The sequence below is a fragment of the Kitasatospora sp. NPDC093550 genome (genome assembly GCF_044764985.1).
In the GTDB taxonomy this organism is placed as follows: Bacteria; Actinomycetota; Actinomycetes; order Streptomycetales; family Streptomycetaceae; genus Kitasatospora.
In genome coordinates, this window is the sequence record NZ_JBIWJF010000001.1 from 592973 (window position 1) to 609196 (window position 16224).

12 protein-coding genes are annotated in these 16224 nt (G+C 75.3%); 6 read left to right on the forward strand and 6 right to left on the reverse strand.

What is annotated here, in order from left to right:
- Positions 1–14: 14 nt before the first annotated feature.
- The 4 genes from ACIRD3_RS02540 (at position 15) to ACIRD3_RS02555 (ending at position 5699) form a co-directional block, all read left to right on the forward strand.
- Positions 15–389 carry a TadE/TadG family type IV pilus assembly protein gene (locus ACIRD3_RS02540; protein ID WP_402210362.1) on the forward strand — a complete coding sequence of 125 codons (375 nt, stop codon included), beginning with the start codon at positions 15–17 and terminating at the stop codon, positions 387–389.
- Positions 386–883, forward strand: a complete 498-nt coding sequence (locus tag ACIRD3_RS02545) for a TadE/TadG family type IV pilus assembly protein (RefSeq protein ID WP_402210365.1) — start codon at positions 386–388, stop codon at positions 881–883. The genes ACIRD3_RS02540 and ACIRD3_RS02545 overlap by 4 nt, the downstream gene beginning before the upstream one ends.
- A gap of 314 nt (positions 884–1197) precedes the next feature.
- Positions 1198–1593: a hypothetical protein gene (locus tag ACIRD3_RS02550; RefSeq protein WP_402210368.1), complete on the forward strand. Its 396-nt coding sequence runs from the start codon at positions 1198–1200 to the stop codon at positions 1591–1593.
- 167 nt (positions 1594–1760) lie between these two features.
- Complete coding sequence (locus ACIRD3_RS02555) at positions 1761–5699, forward strand: LysM peptidoglycan-binding domain-containing protein (RefSeq protein ID WP_402210370.1); 3939 nt, start codon at positions 1761–1763, stop codon at positions 5697–5699.
- 208 nt (positions 5700–5907) lie between these two features.
- Here the strand turns inward: ACIRD3_RS02555 and ACIRD3_RS02560 are convergent, their stop codons facing one another.
- Complete coding sequence (locus tag ACIRD3_RS02560; RefSeq protein WP_402210373.1) at positions 5908–6417, reverse strand: HAD domain-containing protein; 510 nt, start codon at positions 6415–6417, stop codon at positions 5908–5910.
- Between the two features lie 172 nt (positions 6418–6589).
- Between ACIRD3_RS02560 and ACIRD3_RS02565 the strand changes: the two genes are divergently transcribed.
- Positions 6590–8863, forward strand: coding sequence for a hypothetical protein (locus ACIRD3_RS02565; protein ID WP_402210376.1), 2274 nt, complete (start codon positions 6590–6592; stop codon positions 8861–8863).
- 171 nt (positions 8864–9034) lie between these two features.
- On the opposite strand, the gene ACIRD3_RS02570 is transcribed toward ACIRD3_RS02565, so the two are convergent.
- The 4 genes from ACIRD3_RS02570 to ACIRD3_RS02585 all read right to left on the reverse strand — a co-directional run bounded on the left by ACIRD3_RS02570 (position 9035) and on the right by ACIRD3_RS02585 (position 14035).
- Positions 9035–10405 (reverse strand): S8 family serine peptidase, encoded by a 1371-nt coding sequence (locus tag ACIRD3_RS02570; RefSeq protein WP_402210379.1) that lies wholly within the window; start codon positions 10403–10405, stop codon positions 9035–9037.
- Between the two features lie 311 nt (positions 10406–10716).
- Positions 10717–11475 (reverse strand): 3-oxoacyl-ACP reductase FabG, encoded by a 759-nt coding sequence (gene fabG, locus ACIRD3_RS02575; RefSeq protein ID WP_402210382.1) that lies wholly within the window; start codon positions 11473–11475, stop codon positions 10717–10719.
- Between the two features lie 93 nt (positions 11476–11568).
- Positions 11569–12768, reverse strand: coding sequence for a thiolase family protein (locus ACIRD3_RS02580; RefSeq protein WP_402210385.1), 1200 nt, complete (start codon positions 12766–12768; stop codon positions 11569–11571).
- Positions 12769–12871: 103 nt separating this feature from the next.
- Entirely contained in the window at positions 12872–14035 is a 1164-nt protein-coding gene (locus ACIRD3_RS02585) for an acyl-CoA dehydrogenase family protein (protein ID WP_402210388.1), read from the reverse strand.
- A 123-nt stretch (positions 14036–14158) separates the two neighbouring features.
- On the opposite strand from ACIRD3_RS02585, the gene ACIRD3_RS02590 reads away from it, so the two are divergent.
- Positions 14159–14803: a TetR/AcrR family transcriptional regulator gene (locus tag ACIRD3_RS02590; protein WP_402210391.1), complete on the forward strand. Its 645-nt coding sequence runs from the start codon at positions 14159–14161 to the stop codon at positions 14801–14803.
- A gap of 73 nt (positions 14804–14876) precedes the next feature.
- Here the strand turns inward: ACIRD3_RS02590 and ACIRD3_RS02595 are convergent, their stop codons facing one another.
- Complete coding sequence (locus ACIRD3_RS02595; RefSeq protein WP_402210394.1) at positions 14877–16169, reverse strand: nitric oxide synthase oxygenase; 1293 nt, start codon at positions 16167–16169, stop codon at positions 14877–14879.
- Positions 16170–16224: the final 55 nt, after the last annotated feature.

Genomic DNA, 16224 nt, shown 5'->3' on the forward strand with positions numbered 1-16224 from the left:
ACGACCGGGGGTCGATGAGCATCAGTCTCGCCATCGTCTTCCCGGTCGTCCTGCTGCTCCTGCTGCTCGTCGTCCAGGCCTCGCTGTGGTGGTACGACCGGCAGGTCGCGCTGAGCGCCGCCCGCGAGGGCGTGGACGCCGGGCGGGTGCAGGGGAACGTGGCGGACGAGGTGAAGAACGAGGCGGCGCGGCGCCAGGCCCGGGACTTCCTCGACCGGCAGGGCGCGCACGGCTACACGGTGCGCACCGACGGCAGCACGGCCCAGACCATCCGGGTCACCGTGGAGCTGACGCCGCCGCTGCTGATACCCGGGCTCTCCGCGCCCACCATCACCCAGTTCGCCGAGGCGCCGCGCGAGCGGTTCGTACCTCCGGTGGTGAAGCCGTGAGCCGGGGACGGCCTTCCGCGCGATCCGGTGCGCGCCCCGGTGCGCGACCCGGCCCGCGCCGGTGGCGACCGCGGCGCCGGGACGGGGGCGGGATCGCGATCGAGGCGGCGATCGTCGTGCCGCCGGTGGTCGGGCTGGTCCTGCTGGCGATCGCCGCCGGGCGGGTGCAGACCACGGCCGGCAGCGTCGAGGCCGCCGCCCGGGCCGGCGCCCGGACCGCCTCGCTGCAGCGCAGCGTCGACGGGATGGACCAGCCGGCCAAGGACTCCGCCGTCGCCTCGCTGCGCCAGCAGGGGGTGTCCTGCCGCAACGGCGACGTCCGGGTGGCCAAGGGGGAGCTGAGCCTGCCGGGCGGTCCGGTCACGACCGTCACGGTCACGGTGGTCTGCGACGTCGAACTGGCCGACCTGCTCGGCGGGCCGTCCGGCGTGCCCGTGACGAAGCACCTCGTCGGCGAGTTCACCTCGGTGGTGGACCGCTACCGGGGCACATGACGGCGCGCGGGGCGCGGGACGGCGCGCGTCACCGGCGGGCGGAAAACGGGGGATTGGACGCGGCCCGCGCGGGGGAGACGCAAGCGGAGAGCGCTCGGGGGATGACACAACGGTACCGAGTGGCGCCCGGTGGGGGCCGGTGGGGAGAGCAGGTTGCGGATCGGGGGGAGGGGATGCGGGTGGTGAGCCGTCTTCGGCGACGGGCGTGGCTGCGGGTGGGCCGGCCGGACGGGGCTCGTTCGTCGTCGGCGGGGGTTCGTCGGTCGGCGGGGACGCGGCGGCCGGCCGGGACGCGACGGGCGGACCGGGGCGCCGTGGCCCTCTTCGTCGCGATCTGCGCGGCCTACGTCGTGCTCGTCATCGCCCTGGTGATCGACGCGGGCGGCCGACTGCGGGTCGCCGAGCGCACCGACGCCTACGCCCAGGAGGCCGCGCGGGTCGGCGGCCAACAGCTCGACCAGGCCGCCGTCCTGCAGGGGGCGGGCTTCAAGGTCGAGGAGAAGTACGTCCGGGACGCCGCCGACGCCTACCTCGGCCTCTACGGCCTGCGGGCGGGCGACATCGCGTTCTCCGGTGACGGCAAGGTCGTCACCGTCACCGTGCAGGCCGACTACCGGCCGGTCCTGCTGGGCGCCCTCGGGGAGCGGAAGGTAACGGGCAAGGGCAGTGCGACCCTCGTCCACGGAGTCGAGAAAGCGGAGACCGACTGATGGCCGCGCCACGTGCCAAGGACCAGGCCCGAACCGCCCAGGCCCGCAACGGCCGGGCCGGAGCCGCGCATCGCGCCGACGGGGGCGGGCGACGGCCCGCCGCCCCGGCCCCCCGACCGCCGCGCGGAGGCCGGGGTGGTGGCCGGGGTGGTGGCCGGGGCGGCGCCGTGATCACCGCGCTCGCCGCGCTGGTCACCCTGCTCGTCCTGCTGTTCGGCGTCCCCGCGCTGCTGCTGTACGGCACCCAGGCGGTCGCCGGGATGGGCGAGGTCGCGCCGGGCGGCGTGGGCGAGGCGCTCACCAGCCCGGACGACGGGCGGCTGTTCCTGTGGGCGCTGGTGGTCGTCGGCTGGCTCGCCTGGGCCTGCTTCGCGCTCTCCGTCCTGCTGGAGGTCCCGGCCCAGCTCCGCGGCCGGATCGCCCGTCGGATCCCGGCCTTCGGCTGGAGCCAGCGGCTCGCGGCCGGTCTGGTGGGCTCGGTGCTCGCCCTGCTGCCGGTGGCCGGCTCGGCCTTCGCCGCCGTCCCGGAGCTCGCCCACGCCCCGGCCGCACAGGCCCAGTTGACCCCGGGCGTGCAGCGCGCCGCGCTGCCCGCCGCGCAGTCCGCGCCGGCCCTGACGCCCGCCGCCGAGCAGCAGCCCAGCTACACCGTGCGGGACAGCCGGCCCGCCGACAGCCTGTGGTCCATCGCCGAGCGCCAACTGGGCTCAGGCGAACGGTGGGTGGAGATCGCCAAGCTCAACGACGGCCGGGTGATGGACGATTCGGGCATCCGCTTCGACGCGGACCGGCCGATCCAGCCCGGTTGGAACCTGCTGATGCCGGCCGACGCCAAGCCGGACGAGGCGAGGGGCCCGGCCCCCGCCCCGGCGCCCGCGCCCTCGGGCGACGCGGCGCAAGGGGCCCCGCAGAGCACCCCGGGGACTCCGCAGGGAACCGCGCCGCAGGCCGGAACGGAACCGGGAGCGGGCGCGGGCGGGCAGCGGACCGTCACCGTCCAGGCCGGGGACAGCCTCTCGGCCATCGCCCAGCGGGAGTTGGGGGACGGGGAGGAGTGGCCGAGGCTGTTCGAGGCGAACAAGGGGGTGCAGGCCCCGGACGGGGAGCGGCTGACGAACCCGGACGTGGTGGTGCCGGGCATGGTGCTCACCGTGCCGGGCGCGGCCGCCACACCTGCCCCGGCTCCTGCACCCGCCCCTGCGCCTGCTCCTGCACCGGCGCCCGCGCCCGCGCCCGCTCCGGCCAACCAGACCCCGGCCAACCAGACCCCGGCGCCCCAGACCCCGGCGCCCCAGGCCCCGGCTCCCGCGCCCTCGCAGGGCGCGCCGCAGTCGGCCCCGGCACCGACGAACGCGCCCACCCACGCGCCGGCCCCCGCCGCGCACGCCGATCCGGCCCCCAGCGACGACTACACCGTCGCCCTCACGGCCTCCACCGTCGGCGTCCTGCTCGCCGCCATCATGGTCGGTACCGTCGCCCACAAACGCGGCACCCAGCAGCGGGCCCGCCGCCCGCGGCACCGCATCGCGATGCCCGCCGCCGAGGCCGCCGCCTTCGAGAACGAGCTGCTGGCCCGGCAGGACCAGGCCGGGCTGGAGCTGCTGGACCGCGCTCTGCGCACCCTGGCCCGCAACACCGTGCGCGGCGGCAAGCGCCTGCCCGCCATCGTCGCCGCCCGGATCACCCCCGGGCACACCATCGAGCTGCACCTGTCCGGCCCGGCCACCCCGATCGCGCCGTTCAAGGCCGCGCACGCCGCCAACGTCTGGTGGTGCGGCCCCGACTCCGGCGACATGCTCAGCGCCGCGCAGGCCCGCAAGACCGCCGCGCCGTACCCCGCGCTGGTCACCCTGGGCACCTCGCCCGACGGTTCGGTGGTCCTCGCCGACCTGGAGGCCGTCCGGCTGCTCCACCTCTCCGGCCACCCGGACGACGCCCGCGACGTGCTGCGCACCCTCGCCATCGAGCTCGCCCACAGCCCGCTCGCCGACCGGCTCCACCTGCACCTCGTGGACCTCGCCGAGGAGGTGCCGATCAGCGGCCCGGCCGCCGAACGCGTGCACCGCCACGCCACCCTGGAGGCCGCGCTCGCCGCCCTCGGCCCGCGCACCGCCAAGGCCCGCGCCACCCTGGTCGCCGCCGAGGCCGCCAGTCCGCGCGACGCCCGCAGCCGCGGCCAGGCCGACGAGTCGTGGACCCCCGAGATCGTGCTCTGCGCCCAGCAGCCCGGCGGCGGCATCCCCGCCGAACTCGGCCGGCTGCTCGACGGGCGCCCGCGCACCTGCGTCGCCGTCATCACCCGCGCCCCCGAGCGCGGCACCGGCCCGGTCGCCCGCTGGACCCTCCCGGCCACCGGCCAGGCCGCCATCCCGGGCCTGCACCTGACCGTCGAGCTGCAACGGCTCAGCGGGCAGCAGTACGACCAGGTGGCCGAACTGCTCCGGGTCGCCGACGACACCACTCAGCACCCCGCCCCGGCCTGGACCCTGGACGGGCCCGAGGACGATTCCGACACCGCCGAACTTCCGTCCGCCGTACCGGTGCTGGCGGGTGTCGGCGCCTCGGTCTCGGTGTCGGCCTCGGCCTCGGGTTCCGTCCCGGCGCCGGGCTCGGCATCGGGCTCGGGGTCGGGCTTGGGCGGTGCGGGCGAGGGCGGGGTGGACGCGGCCGGACCGCGCCTGCTCGCCCGGGTGATCGGCACCGGAGCCAGCCCGTTCGCGGGCACCGACCCGGTGACGCCCGCTCCGGCTCCGGCGCCGACCGGGCCGGCGGCCCTCCCGGGCGGTTCGGCCCCCGTCCCGCCCGGTCCCGCGCGGTACGCGGTCAACGGGCAGGGGCGGCACGCGGCGGGCGACGAGACCACCCGCGACCTGCGCCGGCCGGGCGCACCCGAGGGCGAGGAGCCGACCGTCGGGGACGCGGCCGTCGCGGCGGAGCCGTCCGAGCCGTCCGAGCCGTCCGAGCCGTCCGGGACCGCGGACGCGACGACGCAGGCCGCTCCGACGGCCGTCCTCGCCGTCCAGCCGGTCGTCCCGGTCGTCCCGGTGGCCCCCGCCGTTCCGGTCGTTCCGGTCGTTCCGGCGGTGGAGCCGGCTCCCGGGGCCGAAGCCGGGACCGCCCTGGAGGCCGCTCCCGAGACAGCCCCGGAAGCCGCTCCGGAGGCCGTTACCGGGACCGCTGCCGGGACCGTGGACACCCGGACCGCCACCGGTCCGTCCGCACCGTCCGCCGTCGAGCCCGGCCCCGCCGCCGTGGCACCGGTCGCCCCCGTGGCCCGGACCACGTCCGGCCGCACCGACTGCGAGGACCTGCTCGCCATCCTCCGCTCCCCGGAGGCGCACGCCCCGCGCAACGCTCCCCGGATCCGCCTGCTCGGCCCGGTCGACGTCGCCGGTGTCCTCGGCACCGCCGAGACCGCCGCACTGCCCAGGCTCACCGAACTCGCCGTCTACCTGGCGCTGCGCCCCGGCTCCGACCACCACGCCCTCGACCACGACCTGCACCCCGGCGCTGCGCACCTCGACCCGCACCCCGGAACGGACGCCAAGAGCCCGCTGCCGGGCAAACTCGCCGATCTGGCCGCCTGGTTCGGCAGCTCGGCCGAGGGCCGCGCCTTCCTGTCCACCGAAGGCTCCGACGGCTACTCCTTCGCCCCGACGGTCACCTGCGACTGGGACGAGTTCCGCAGCCTCTACCGGCGCGGCATGCGCAGCACCAGTGCCACCGCCGACGCCGCGCTGGCCCACGCGCTGGCCCTGGTCCGCGGCGCCCCGTTCGCCGAGGCCCCGCCCGCCTCGTACGGCTGGGCCGAGGCCGAGCGCCAGGACATGATCGCGGCGATCGTCGACACCGCGCACGAACTGGCCGCCCGCCGCCTGCAGTACGGCGACCACCGCTGCGCCGAGGCCGCCGTCTTCCGCGGCCTCGCCGTCGCCCCGGACGTCGAACTCCTGCACCGGGACCTGTTCTACGCCTACGCCTCGGCCGGCGCCCGCGACCAGCTCCTGCGCGCCGTCAACCGGCTGGACGCCCTCAGCCGCCGCACCGGCCGCGACCTCGACTCCGACACCGTCGCCCTGCTGCGGGACCTGCTGGCCGGCTCCTGAGCGTCCCGCTCCGGGACGGCACCGTGCCGGGGCCGTGCCGGGGCCGTTCCGGGGCCGTGCCGGGGCCGTTCCGGGGCCGCGCGGCATCCGTCGATGCCGCGCGGCGGGGCGGACCGGTCGGGGTGGTCGGCCGGAGCGGACCGGTCGGGGTGGTCGGCCGGAGCGGACCGGCCGGGTAATCGGCCGGCGTCGGTCGGCCGGTTCGTGGTCAGACGGTCCGCAGCCAGGCGTCCAGGGCGGTGAAGTCCTCCTCGGTGAGCCCGCGTTGCGGATCGACCCGGTGGAGGAGTGCCCGGGCGGGCGAGTGCGCCGCGACCCAGCGGCGGTCCGCTGAGGTGATCTCGTCGTCCACCCAGACGAACGGGCGACCGCCGGCCCGGGCGACCAGCGCACGGGTCTTCCAGTGCACCCCGCCGACTTCGTACTCCTCCTCCAAGGGCCAGTCCACGACGGGCAGTTGCGGCAGTCCGAGCCAGGGCGCGAGGCACTCGTTCGCGTCCTCCAGCCAGGTGGTCGCCCACACCGGCTCGCACGGCAGGCCCAGCAGGCGTGGCCCGAGCGCCGGGTTGACGCGCGTCACCAGGGGGTTCCCACCCGGCACCGCGCCGGGCGCGTACGGGCTGCGGTAGGTGGGGTAGCCGCCCGGGGGAGGGGCGCCGAACGGGATGAGGGGACCGTCGACGTCGAGGAAGAGAAGGGGGCGGTCGGCACCGGTCATGACGGCACGATAGTGGGCACTGCGGGCGGCGTGCCGCGCCGATCGGCGACCCGGCCTGGATCGGGTGCGGCGGGATCTCGTAGGGTGGCGCGCACGGAGTGTGGTGGCAAGCGCCACGCAGTCAAGGGCATCAGACGCCGCGGGAGCGGCGGGGCGGGGCGGTGACCAGGAGATGGCGGAGACGACAGCGGTTTCCGGAGGTCCCGACCCGGCTGCGGACTCGGGACCCTGGGACGCCGTACCGCCGCCCCCGCGTGTCCCGTCCGAGGAGCACCCGCCCGGGCCGGCCGCGCTCTACGAGCCGCCGCCCGCGCCCCCGGCTCCGCCGACCGCCGCGCCGGCCGCCGCGCCACCCACCGCGCCGCCCGTCCCGCCGACCGGTTGGACGCTCACCGGCCTGCCCGCAGCGGGTGCGGCCGCCTCGGCCCCGCCGCCGTTCCCGGCCACGGGCGGGGTGCCGGCGTCCGGCGCACCGGGCGCGGACGCGGCCGGTCCGGGCGGGCTCGGGGCCGCGCCGCGCGGGCGGATCCTGGTGATCGAGGGCGGGTACGGCAACTCCGGCCGCCGCACCTGGGGCCGGGGAGGTCCGACCCAGGCGCCGGTGCTCTCGGCGATGCTCGCCGCCGTCTCGCCGCAGGTCCTGCTCGCCGCCGACGCGGTGGACGCCGTCCACCTCCCCGGCGCCAGTGACCCGCACACCGTCCTCGCCCACCTGCGCGCCGCCTCCCGGCACCCGGGGCCGCTGCTGGTGCACGTGGGCGGGCACGTGTCCGCCGACAAGCGCGGTGGCCAGCTCCAGCTGACCCTGCGCGACGCCAAGCAGGACGGCCTGCCCTGGCAGGCCGTCGCCGCCGAGCTGAGCCACCGTCCGGCGGAGTGGCAGACCCTCGTCATCGCCGACCTGAGCGCCGACCAGAACGCCTGGCCGTACCTCCAGGGCACCGTCTCGCCGCTCAGCGAGGGCATCCCGCTGTGGGCGGTGGTCAGCCCGGACCCGGAGCAGATCGGCACCTTCACCCGCGCCCTGATCGAGGCGCTGCACGGCGGCCGGCCCGGCGCGGGCGAGGTGCTCGCGCCCGAGCAGCTGCGGCAGCAGGTGTACTCGGTGCTGCGGCCGGACGTGGTCATCCTGGCCACGCACGCCCCGGACCGCCCGTTCTTCCGCAACACCGCGCGGCGCGGCGACGGCCCGGTGGCCGACCTGCCGCCGGTGACGGACGCCCCGCCGTTCGCGGACTCCGTGCCCTTCGCGGACGCCCGTCCCGCGGAGTTCCCGCCGCCTCCGGCGCCGATGCTGCCGCGCCCCGCGCAGCCGCGGGACGACGCTGCCGGGTGGCCGGCGCCGGGCGCACCCGCCGCCCCGGCGGCCGTCGGCGGCCCGGTGAGCCTGATCAAGCCGGGCGTACCGCCCACCCCGCCCCGACCGGCCCGCCCGGTCAGCCTGCTCAAGCCGGGCGAGTCCGCCGAGGCCGTGGATGACCCCGCGGCGGCTGCGGGCGTGACCCTGCGCAAGCCCGCCCCGGCCGACGCCCCGGCCGTGGAGGCCACGCCCCCGGCGGGCGTCACGCTCCTCAAGGGTCGGCCCGAGACCGCGGACGCCGTCGCCGAGCCCGAACTCCCGCGGGCGGAGGACGTGGTGGAGGACGCGCTGGCGGTGGAGCCCGTAGCGGCCACGGAGGCCGCAGACGCCACGGAGGCCACGGAGGCCGTCGCGGAGGCCGTAGCCGTCGCGGAGGCCGTCGCGGACGTCACGGAGGCCGTCGAGGAAGCGGCGGAGGTCGCGGAGGAGCCGCAGGACGCCGTCCCGGCCGGGTCCGCCCCGACGAACGAGACACCGGCGGACGAGGTGCCCGCCGACGAGGTGCCCGCCGACGAGGAGCCCGCCGACGAGGTCCCCGTCGGTGAGGTGCCCGCCGACGCGCCCCCCGCTGCGGCCGAGACTCCCGCCGAGACCCCGGCGGACGCTCCCGTTCCGGCCCCGGCCGAGCCCGCCGCCGCGCCGGCCGGTCCGCCCCGCGCGGACTACCGCGAGGTGATCGGACGGATCGTCCGCAGCGCCGACGCCGGGGACCACGCCGCCGCCACCGACCTCGCCTTCGCCCTGGAGCTGGAGGCGATCGCCGAGCACGGCGCCGTCTCGGAGCCCGTCCTGCAGGTGCGTCAGGTCCGGGCGCACGTGTGCCGGCTGGCGGGCCGGCCGGCCGAGGCCGCGGACATCTACCGCGAGGTGGCCCTGACGCTGCTGCGTTCGCAGGGCCCGGACCACCCGGAGACCCAGCAGGCGGCCACCAACGCCGAGGCCTGCTGGCGCTCGATCACCGACCGCGCGGAGGCCATCCGGATCGCCCCGGAGATCATCGAGCTGCGCGCCTACCTCCCGGGCCCCGACGGCCGCAAGCTCCGCGCCGCGGAGCGCTACCTCGCCCAACTGGCCGCCACCGGCTGACGTCCGGCAAGGCGCGACCGAGGGCCGACCACCGACAAACCACGGCCGACAGCCGACAGCCGACAGCCGACGGAAAACAGAAAACAGCGGACAGATAACAGATTTCGAAATCTGTTATCTGTCCGCTGTCATGTGTCAGCCGTCAGCCGTCAGCCGTCAGCCGAGCCCCGATCACCGACCGGCGATCGCGTGGACGAACTTGGTGGCGTCGATGGTGCCCAGGCCGCTGGCCAGGTCGTAGCCGGGGGTGGCGTTGTAGCCGGTGACGCCGTTCCAGCCGTTGTCGCCCTCCTTGACGTCCTTGATGCCGCTCCACTGGCTCGGGAGCAGGCTCAGGCCGTACAGGCGCCAGTTGATCTGGCCGAGGCGGTAGCCGGCGAGCTGGTCGGCGAGCGCGACGACGCCGGAGAAGATCGGCGTGGCCTCGCTGGTGCCGCCGGTGAGGTGCCAGCCGACCGCGGTCGGGTCGTAGGACTCGTAGGTCCAGGCCCCGCCGTCGACGGCCGCGCTCATGCTGATGTCGGGCGTGCCGCGGTGGTTGCCGGTGACGTTGGCGACGCCGGTCTGGTACAGCGGGCGCTCGAAGACGCCGGAGACGCCGCCGCCGCCCGCGCCGTAGTTGTCGTGCCACACCTTGTCGTCCGCGGTGCGCTTGCCGGAGTCGTCCAGGGTGAGCTGGGTGCCGCCGATGGAGGTGACCAGCGGGTCCGAGGAGGGCCAGGAGTTCACCTTGAACGGGTACAGGTCGGTGCCGTTCTCCTTGGCGTCGGTCGCGCCGTTGTCGCCGGAGGCGGCGAGCACGGTGACGTTGCGGTCGGCGGCGGCCTTGAAGGCGTAGCGCAGGTCGGTGATCGACTTGAAGTCGCCCTTGTCGAAGCCCGGGAAGGTGTTCTCGGTGGCGCCGAAGCTCTGCGAGATGACGTCGCCGCGGCCCTGCTTGATGAGGCTCTTCTCGGCGTCCATCATCTCGGGCAGGCCGGTGGTGCCCTCGGTCTCGGCGACGCCGGTCTCGACCAGGATGATGTGCGCGTCGGGGGCGACGGCGTGGGCGTACTCGACGTCCAGGGTGGTCTCGCCGGCCCAGCCGGTGTGGTCGGGGTTCTTCGGGTCGAAGACGGGGACGTTGCCCCACTTGACCACCTCGACCTGGGTGTCCGGGATGCCCCACTGCTTGTCGAAGACCTCCAGGTCGTGCTGGATGGTCGGGGAGCCGAAGGAGTCGACGATGACGATCGTGCGGCCCTTGCCGGTGACGCCCTGGTCGTACAGCGGGTTGAGGTTGTACGCCTCGCGGTACTGCAGCGGCGAGTAGCAGTGGATGCCGATCTGGCTGACGCACTGGGTGGTGGTCAGCGGGGCAGGCCGCGCCTGCATGTTGTGGTGCCCGAAGGAGGCGGGGCGGACGTGGACGCCCGCCAGGTCGTGCGACGGGGCGGCGGTCGCGGTGCCGACGGCCGGTACGGCGACGGTGCCGGCGGTCAGAGCGGTCGCTCCGACGGCGAGCAGAGCCAGGGCGCGGCGGAGGGAAGCGGGGCTGCCCATGGAACTCCTTGGGACGCAGGGCCCGACCAGGTCCGGTCGGGTCGGTTGGGCCATCCCATCGAGAGCCACATGATCATGCCATAGTCATTTGGTGGGGTCACCCGACTGGCACCATGGTCATGCTCGGCCACGAGAAAAGGTAAAGGCCGTCTCAGGTGAAGGTAACCGCGCACCTGAGACGGCCATGTGATGACACGTCAGTCATATTCAATGAATATCAAGCGTATCCACTGCCCAGGCCCGGTTCAACCCCCCGGGCCAGCAGATGACCCGGACGGCCAGGTGAACCCGGGCCGCCGGGTGATCCCGGCCTAGCGCGCCCCGCCGTTGACGTAGAGGGTCTGCCCGCTGACGTAGGAGGCGTCCTCGCTCGCCAGGAAGGCCACCACCGACGCGACCTCCTCCGGCTGCCCGACCCGGCGCAGCGGCGTACGGGCGGCGACCTCGGTCTGGTGCTCCTCGGCCGAGCTGCCGACCCGCTCGGCGGTCGCCGCGGTCATCGCGGTGGCGATGTAGCCGGGGGCGACGGCGTTGACGTTGACGTTGAACGGGCCGAGCTCGATCGCCAGGGTCGCGGTGAGGCCCTGGATGCCGGCCTTGGCGGCCGCGTAGTTGGCCTGGCCCCGGTTGCCGAGGGCGGAGCGCGAGCTGAGCGAGACGATCTTCCCGTACTTCTGCGCCACCATGTACTTCTGCGCGACGTGGCTGCAGTTGTACGCGCTGGTCAGGTTGACCGTCAGCACCGCGTCCCAGTCGGACTTGGGCATCTTGAAGAACAGGTTGTCGCGGGTGATCCCGGCGTTGTTGACGAGGATGTGCAGCCCGCCGAGGTCCGCCGCGATCTGCGCGAACACCGCCTCGACGGCGTCGTAGTCGGCCACGTCGCAGCCGTACCCGCGGGCGGTGCCGCCCTTGGCGGTGATCTCCGCGACCGTCCCGGCCGCCCGCTCGGCGCTGAGGTCGACCACGGCGACCGCCGCGCCCTCCTCCGCCAGCAGACGGGCGGTCGCCGCCCCGATGCCCTGCGCCGCGCCGGTCACCACGGCGACCTTCCCTGCGAAACGTGTCACGTCAGCTCCTTCGAAGAGTGTGGGATGACGGGTAGCAGATGACAGATGATGAAATCTGTCATCTGTTACCCGTCGCCTGTCATCTGTCCGTCGTCAGGCGTTCTCGACCAGCACGGCCGTACCCTGCCCCACGCCCACGCACATCGTGGCCAGGCCGCGCCGGGCGCCGGTACGGCGCATCCGGTGCAGCAGCGTGGTGAGGATGCGGGCACCGGAGCCGCCCAGCGGGTGGCCGAGGGCGATCGCCCCGCCGCTGGGGTTGACCAGTTCGTCGGCCCGCTCCGGGTCGAACCCGATCCCGTCGGCGGAGGCCAGCGCCTGGGCGGCGAAGGCCTCGTTGAGCTCGGCGGTGTCCAGGTCGGCGAGCGACCAGCCGGCCCGTCCGAGCACCTTGGCCGTGGCCGGCACCGGGCCGACGCCCATGACGTCCGGGTGCACCCCGGCCGAGGCGCCCGCCACGTACCGGCCGAGCGGCTGCAGCCCGAGGTCGCGCAGGGCCTCCTCGCTGACCAGGACGAGGCCGGCGGCGCCGTCGTTCATCGGCGAGGCGTTCCCGGCCGTGACGGTGCCCCCGGGCCGGAACACCGGCTTGAGCCCGGAGAGCTTCGCCAGGCTGGTGTCCTCACGGATGCCCTCGTCCTGGCTCACCGTCACCCCGTCCGGCCGCCCGACCGGGATCAGCTCGGCGTCGAAGTGCCCGTCCTTGCGGGCGGCGGCGGCCCGCTGGTGGCTGCGCAGGGCGAAGGCGTCCTGGCGCTCCCGGGAGATGCCGTACCGGCTCGCCACCTCCTCGGCGGTCTCGCCCATGCTGAGCACACCGTGCAGTTCGGCCATCCGGGGGTTGGTGAGCCGCCAGCCGAGCCGGGTGTCGAAGGTCTCCATCCGGTGCGGCAGCGCCTCGTCGGGGCGGGGGAGGACGAAGGGGGCACGGGTCATCGACTCGCAGCCGCCGGCCAGGACCACGTCGGCCTCGCCGGAGCCGATGGCCCGGGCGGCGAGGGTGACGGCCTCCAGCCCGGAGGCGCAGAGCCGGTTGACGGTCGCGCCGGGGACGGTCTCCGGCAGGCCGGCCAGCAGGACGGCCATCCGGGCGGCGTTGCGGTTGTCCTCGCCGGCCTGGTTGGCGGCGCCCCAGTAGACGTCGTCGATCCGGGCCGGGTCGAGGGCCGGTACGTCGGCGAGCAGGGCGCGCAGCACGGTGGCCGAGAGGTCGTCCGGGCGGACGGTGGCGAGCGCGCCGCGCAGCCGGCCGATGGGTGTGCGGCGGGCTGCGGCGAAGTAGACGGGACGCACGTCGTCAGGCTCCTTGTCGAGGGCGGAAGGGGCGGAAGGGGCGGAAGGGGGAAAGGCCGGAAGCGGCGGAAGGGGGCGGACGGGAGGGACGGCCGGAGGTGGCTCAGAAGGCGTTGATGCCGGTGAGGGCACGTCCGATGAGCAGCTGGTGGATCTGGCTGGTGCCCTCGTAGAGGGTCATGACGCGCGCGTCGCGCAGGTACTTGCCGACCGGGTACTCGTCGATGAACCCGTACCCGCCGAACACCTGGAGCGCGTTGTTGGCGGCCCGGACGGCGGCCTCGCTCGCGTGGAGCTTGGCGACGGAGGACTCGGTGGCGAACGGCAGGCCGCGCTCGATGTGGTCGGCGACCTTCCAGGTGAGCAGCCGGGCCGCCTCGACGTCCACGGCGATGCCGGCCAGCAGCTCCTGGACGAGCTGGTGCGAGGCGATCGGCCGGCCGAACTGCTCGCGCTCGCCCGCGTAGCGGACGGCGGCCTCCAGGCAGGCCCGGGCGATGCCGACGCAGCCGGCCGCGACCGACATCCGGCCCTTGGCCAGCGCGGCCATCGCCACCGTGAAGCCCTTGCCGACCTCGCCGAGCCGGGCGCTGTCCGGCACCCGGACGTCCTCGAAGGAGAGCTCGGCGGTGGCCTGGCCGCGCAGGCCGAGCTTGCCGTGGACCTCGGTCCGGGTGAAGCCGGGCAGGTCGGTGGGGACCAGGAAGGCGGTGATGCCCCGGTGGCCCTGCTGCTCGGGCTCGCTGCCGCCGGTGCGGGCGAAGACCAGCGCGACGTCCGCCCAGGTGCCGTTGGTGATGAACATCTTGGCGCCGCTGATCAGCCAGTCCGAACCGTCCCGCACCGCGCGGGTGGTGAGGTTGGCGGCGTCGGAGCCGGTGCCGGGCTCGGTGAGCGCGAAGCAGCCGAGCGACTGGCCGGAGGTGAGCCGGGGCAGCCAGTGCCGCTTCTGCTCCTCGGTGCCGAAGGCGTTGATCGACTTGCCGACCAGGCCGAGCGAGACCGAGACGATCCCGCGCACGGCCGAGTCGCCGCGCCCCAGCTCCTCCAGGACGAGGCAGTACGCGAGGTGGTCGCCGCCGCTGCCGCCGTACTCCTCGGGAATGGTCAGGCCGAGGAAGCCGACCTTCGCCAGCTTGCCGATGATCGCGCGGTCGACGGATTCGGCGCGGTCCCACTCGGCGGCGTGGGGCACGATCTCGCGGTCGGTGAAGGAGGCGGCGAGGTCCCGTACGGCGGCCTGTTCCTCGGACAACTCCAGATTCACGTGCCCACCTCGTTAAACTAGCGCTGCAAGTTTTATGAGGGGACTGTAGCCCTGACCTGCCGCGCTGGGAAGGGGCTCCTGTCAGAATCGGTCCCCACCCACCCGACCGGAGGTAGCGACCCGATGGCCCGCCCGCGCACCCCGCTGCTCAGCCGCGACCGCATCGTCGCCGCTGCTCTGCGGCTGACCGACGACGAGGGGCTGGAGGCCCTCTCCACCCGTCGCCTCGCCGCCGAGCTCTCGGTCAGCGGGCCCTCGCTCTACAACCACTTCGCGACCAAGGACGAACTCCTGGACGCGGTGGTGGACAGCGTCATCGGCGAAGTCGACCTGTCGATGTTCAGCACACCGGGCACCCCCTGGCCGGCGGCGCTGCGGGACTGGGCGCGCTCCTACCGCGCCGCGCTGGCCTCCCACCCCAACATCGTCCCGGTCCTCGCCCAGGGCCCCGGTCGGCGGCCGAACGCGCTGCGCCTGGCCGACGCGGTCTTCGGCCACCTGGTCGAGGCCGGGTGGCCGCGCGGCCAGGCGACCCGGATCGGCGCGCTGATGCGCTACTTCGTCACCGGCTCGGCGCTGGCCTCCTTCGCGGCCGGGTTCCCGGCCGACGCCGAGGTCTACGACGCGGCCGACTACCCGCACCTCGGCGAGGCGCACCGGCTAGCCGGGCACCGGGGGACGGTCGACGAGGGCGCCTTCGAGACCGGCCTGGAGGCGCTGCTGGACGGACTCGCCCTGCGCTTCGAGCGCCTCGCCGCCCGCTCGTGATCCGGCCCGCTCGTGACCCAGCCCGCTCCTGACAGCCGACCTGCTCCTGACGGCCCGCGGTCCGGCCGCGGCCCTACCAGGCCTCGCGCGCGACGAAGGCCGGCCGCAGCTCCGGGTCCACCGGGTCGTAGTACCGGTGGTAGACCGGCGTCAGCCCGCCCGAGACCGGGGGCACGATCCAGCTCCAGTCCGCCGGGGTCGGCCGGCCGAGCCGCTTCTCCTGGGCGACGTGCTTGAGGAAGCGCTCCGACTCGGTGTGGTGGTCGGCGATCGTCACCCCGGCCTCCTGGAAGGAGTGCAGCACCGCCACGTTGAGCTCGACCAGCGCGCGGTCGCGCCAGAGCGTGCGGTCGCTGGAGGTGTCCAGGCCCAGCCGCTCGGCGACGGTGCCGAGCATGTCGTAGCGGTCGGCGTCGGCGAGGTTGCGGGCGCCGATCTCGGTGCCCATGTACCAGCCGTTGAAGGGCGCGGCGGGGTAGCGGACGCCGCCGATCTCCAGCGTCAGGTCGCTGATCGCCGGGACCGCGTACCAGCGCAGCCCGAGCTCGGCGAACCAGTCGTGCTCGGGGTGGCTGAGCGGCACCTCCAGCGTGGTGTCGTCCGGCAGTTCGTACCAGGCGGGGGGTTCGCCGGGCTGCTCCTGGACCAGCAGCGGCAGCGCCTCGAAGCGGTCCTCGGCGCATTTCCAGCCCAGCTCGCGGGCGCGGGCGGCGAGGGCGGCCCCGGCCGGGTCGCCGATCACCTCCCCGTCGACCCGGTGGCCGGCGTAGCGGACCAGCTGCTGGTTCAGGATGCGGGCGGCCGGGCGGTCCGGGCGGTCGGGGGCGAACACCGAGATCACCGGGCGGATCCGCCCGCCGTTGCCCGCCAGCCGCAGGTGCTCGAAGCACTCGGCGGCGATGTCGTCGGCCGAGGAGAGGTGGCGCAGGTCGCGGACCACCAGGCTGCGCCAGTACAGCCGGCCGATGCAGCGGGCGGCGTTGCGCCAGGCGAGCTTGGCGCCGTAGGTGAGTTCGGCGTGCGTGTGGAGGTAGGTGCCGGTGCGCTCGATCTCGTCGAGGACGGCGCGCAGCCGCGGCTCGGGGCTCCCGGCGCCGGGCTGCTCGTGGTGGTACCGCCGGATGAAGTCGGCGGCCTGTTCCGGGTCGGTGAACGGCGGCGGCGCGGGCGGCAGCCGCCGCTCCTCGGGTGACGGCGCCGGCGGCCGGGCCGTGGCGGGTGCCGCCGCGGCCGGCGCGGGCACGGCCGGGGTCGGGGAGTCCAGGCCGCCGTGGTTCTGCGGGTGTGCGTGGGCGTGGGCGTACGGGCAGCCGCCGCTCGGGGCGGCGGGCGCGGTTCTGCGGGTGCGAAGCCGGTTGAAGATCAAGGACTCATCCCTCCTGCCGCCCAGGAGTACCGGAGGTGCCCGGTCCGCCGCAGAG

Bases quoted from the DNA above. Each gene is read 5' to 3' on its own strand.
- ACIRD3_RS02570 (WP_402210379.1), bottom strand. From the start codon at position 10,405: ATGGGCAGCCCCGCTTCCCTCCGCCGCGCCCTGGCTCTGCTCGCCGTC.
- ACIRD3_RS02590 (WP_402210391.1), top strand. From the start codon at position 14,159: ATGGCCCGCCCGCGCACCCCGCTGCTCAGCCGCGACCGCATCGTCGCC.
- ACIRD3_RS02565 (WP_402210376.1), top strand. From the start codon at position 6,590: ATGGCGGAGACGACAGCGGTTTCCGGAGGTCCCGACCCGGCTGCGGAC.
- ACIRD3_RS02560 (WP_402210373.1), bottom strand. From the start codon at position 6,417: ATGACCGGTGCCGACCGCCCCCTTCTCTTCCTCGACGTCGACGGTCCC.
- ACIRD3_RS02540 (WP_402210362.1), top strand. From the start codon at position 15: ATGAGCATCAGTCTCGCCATCGTCTTCCCGGTCGTCCTGCTGCTCCTG.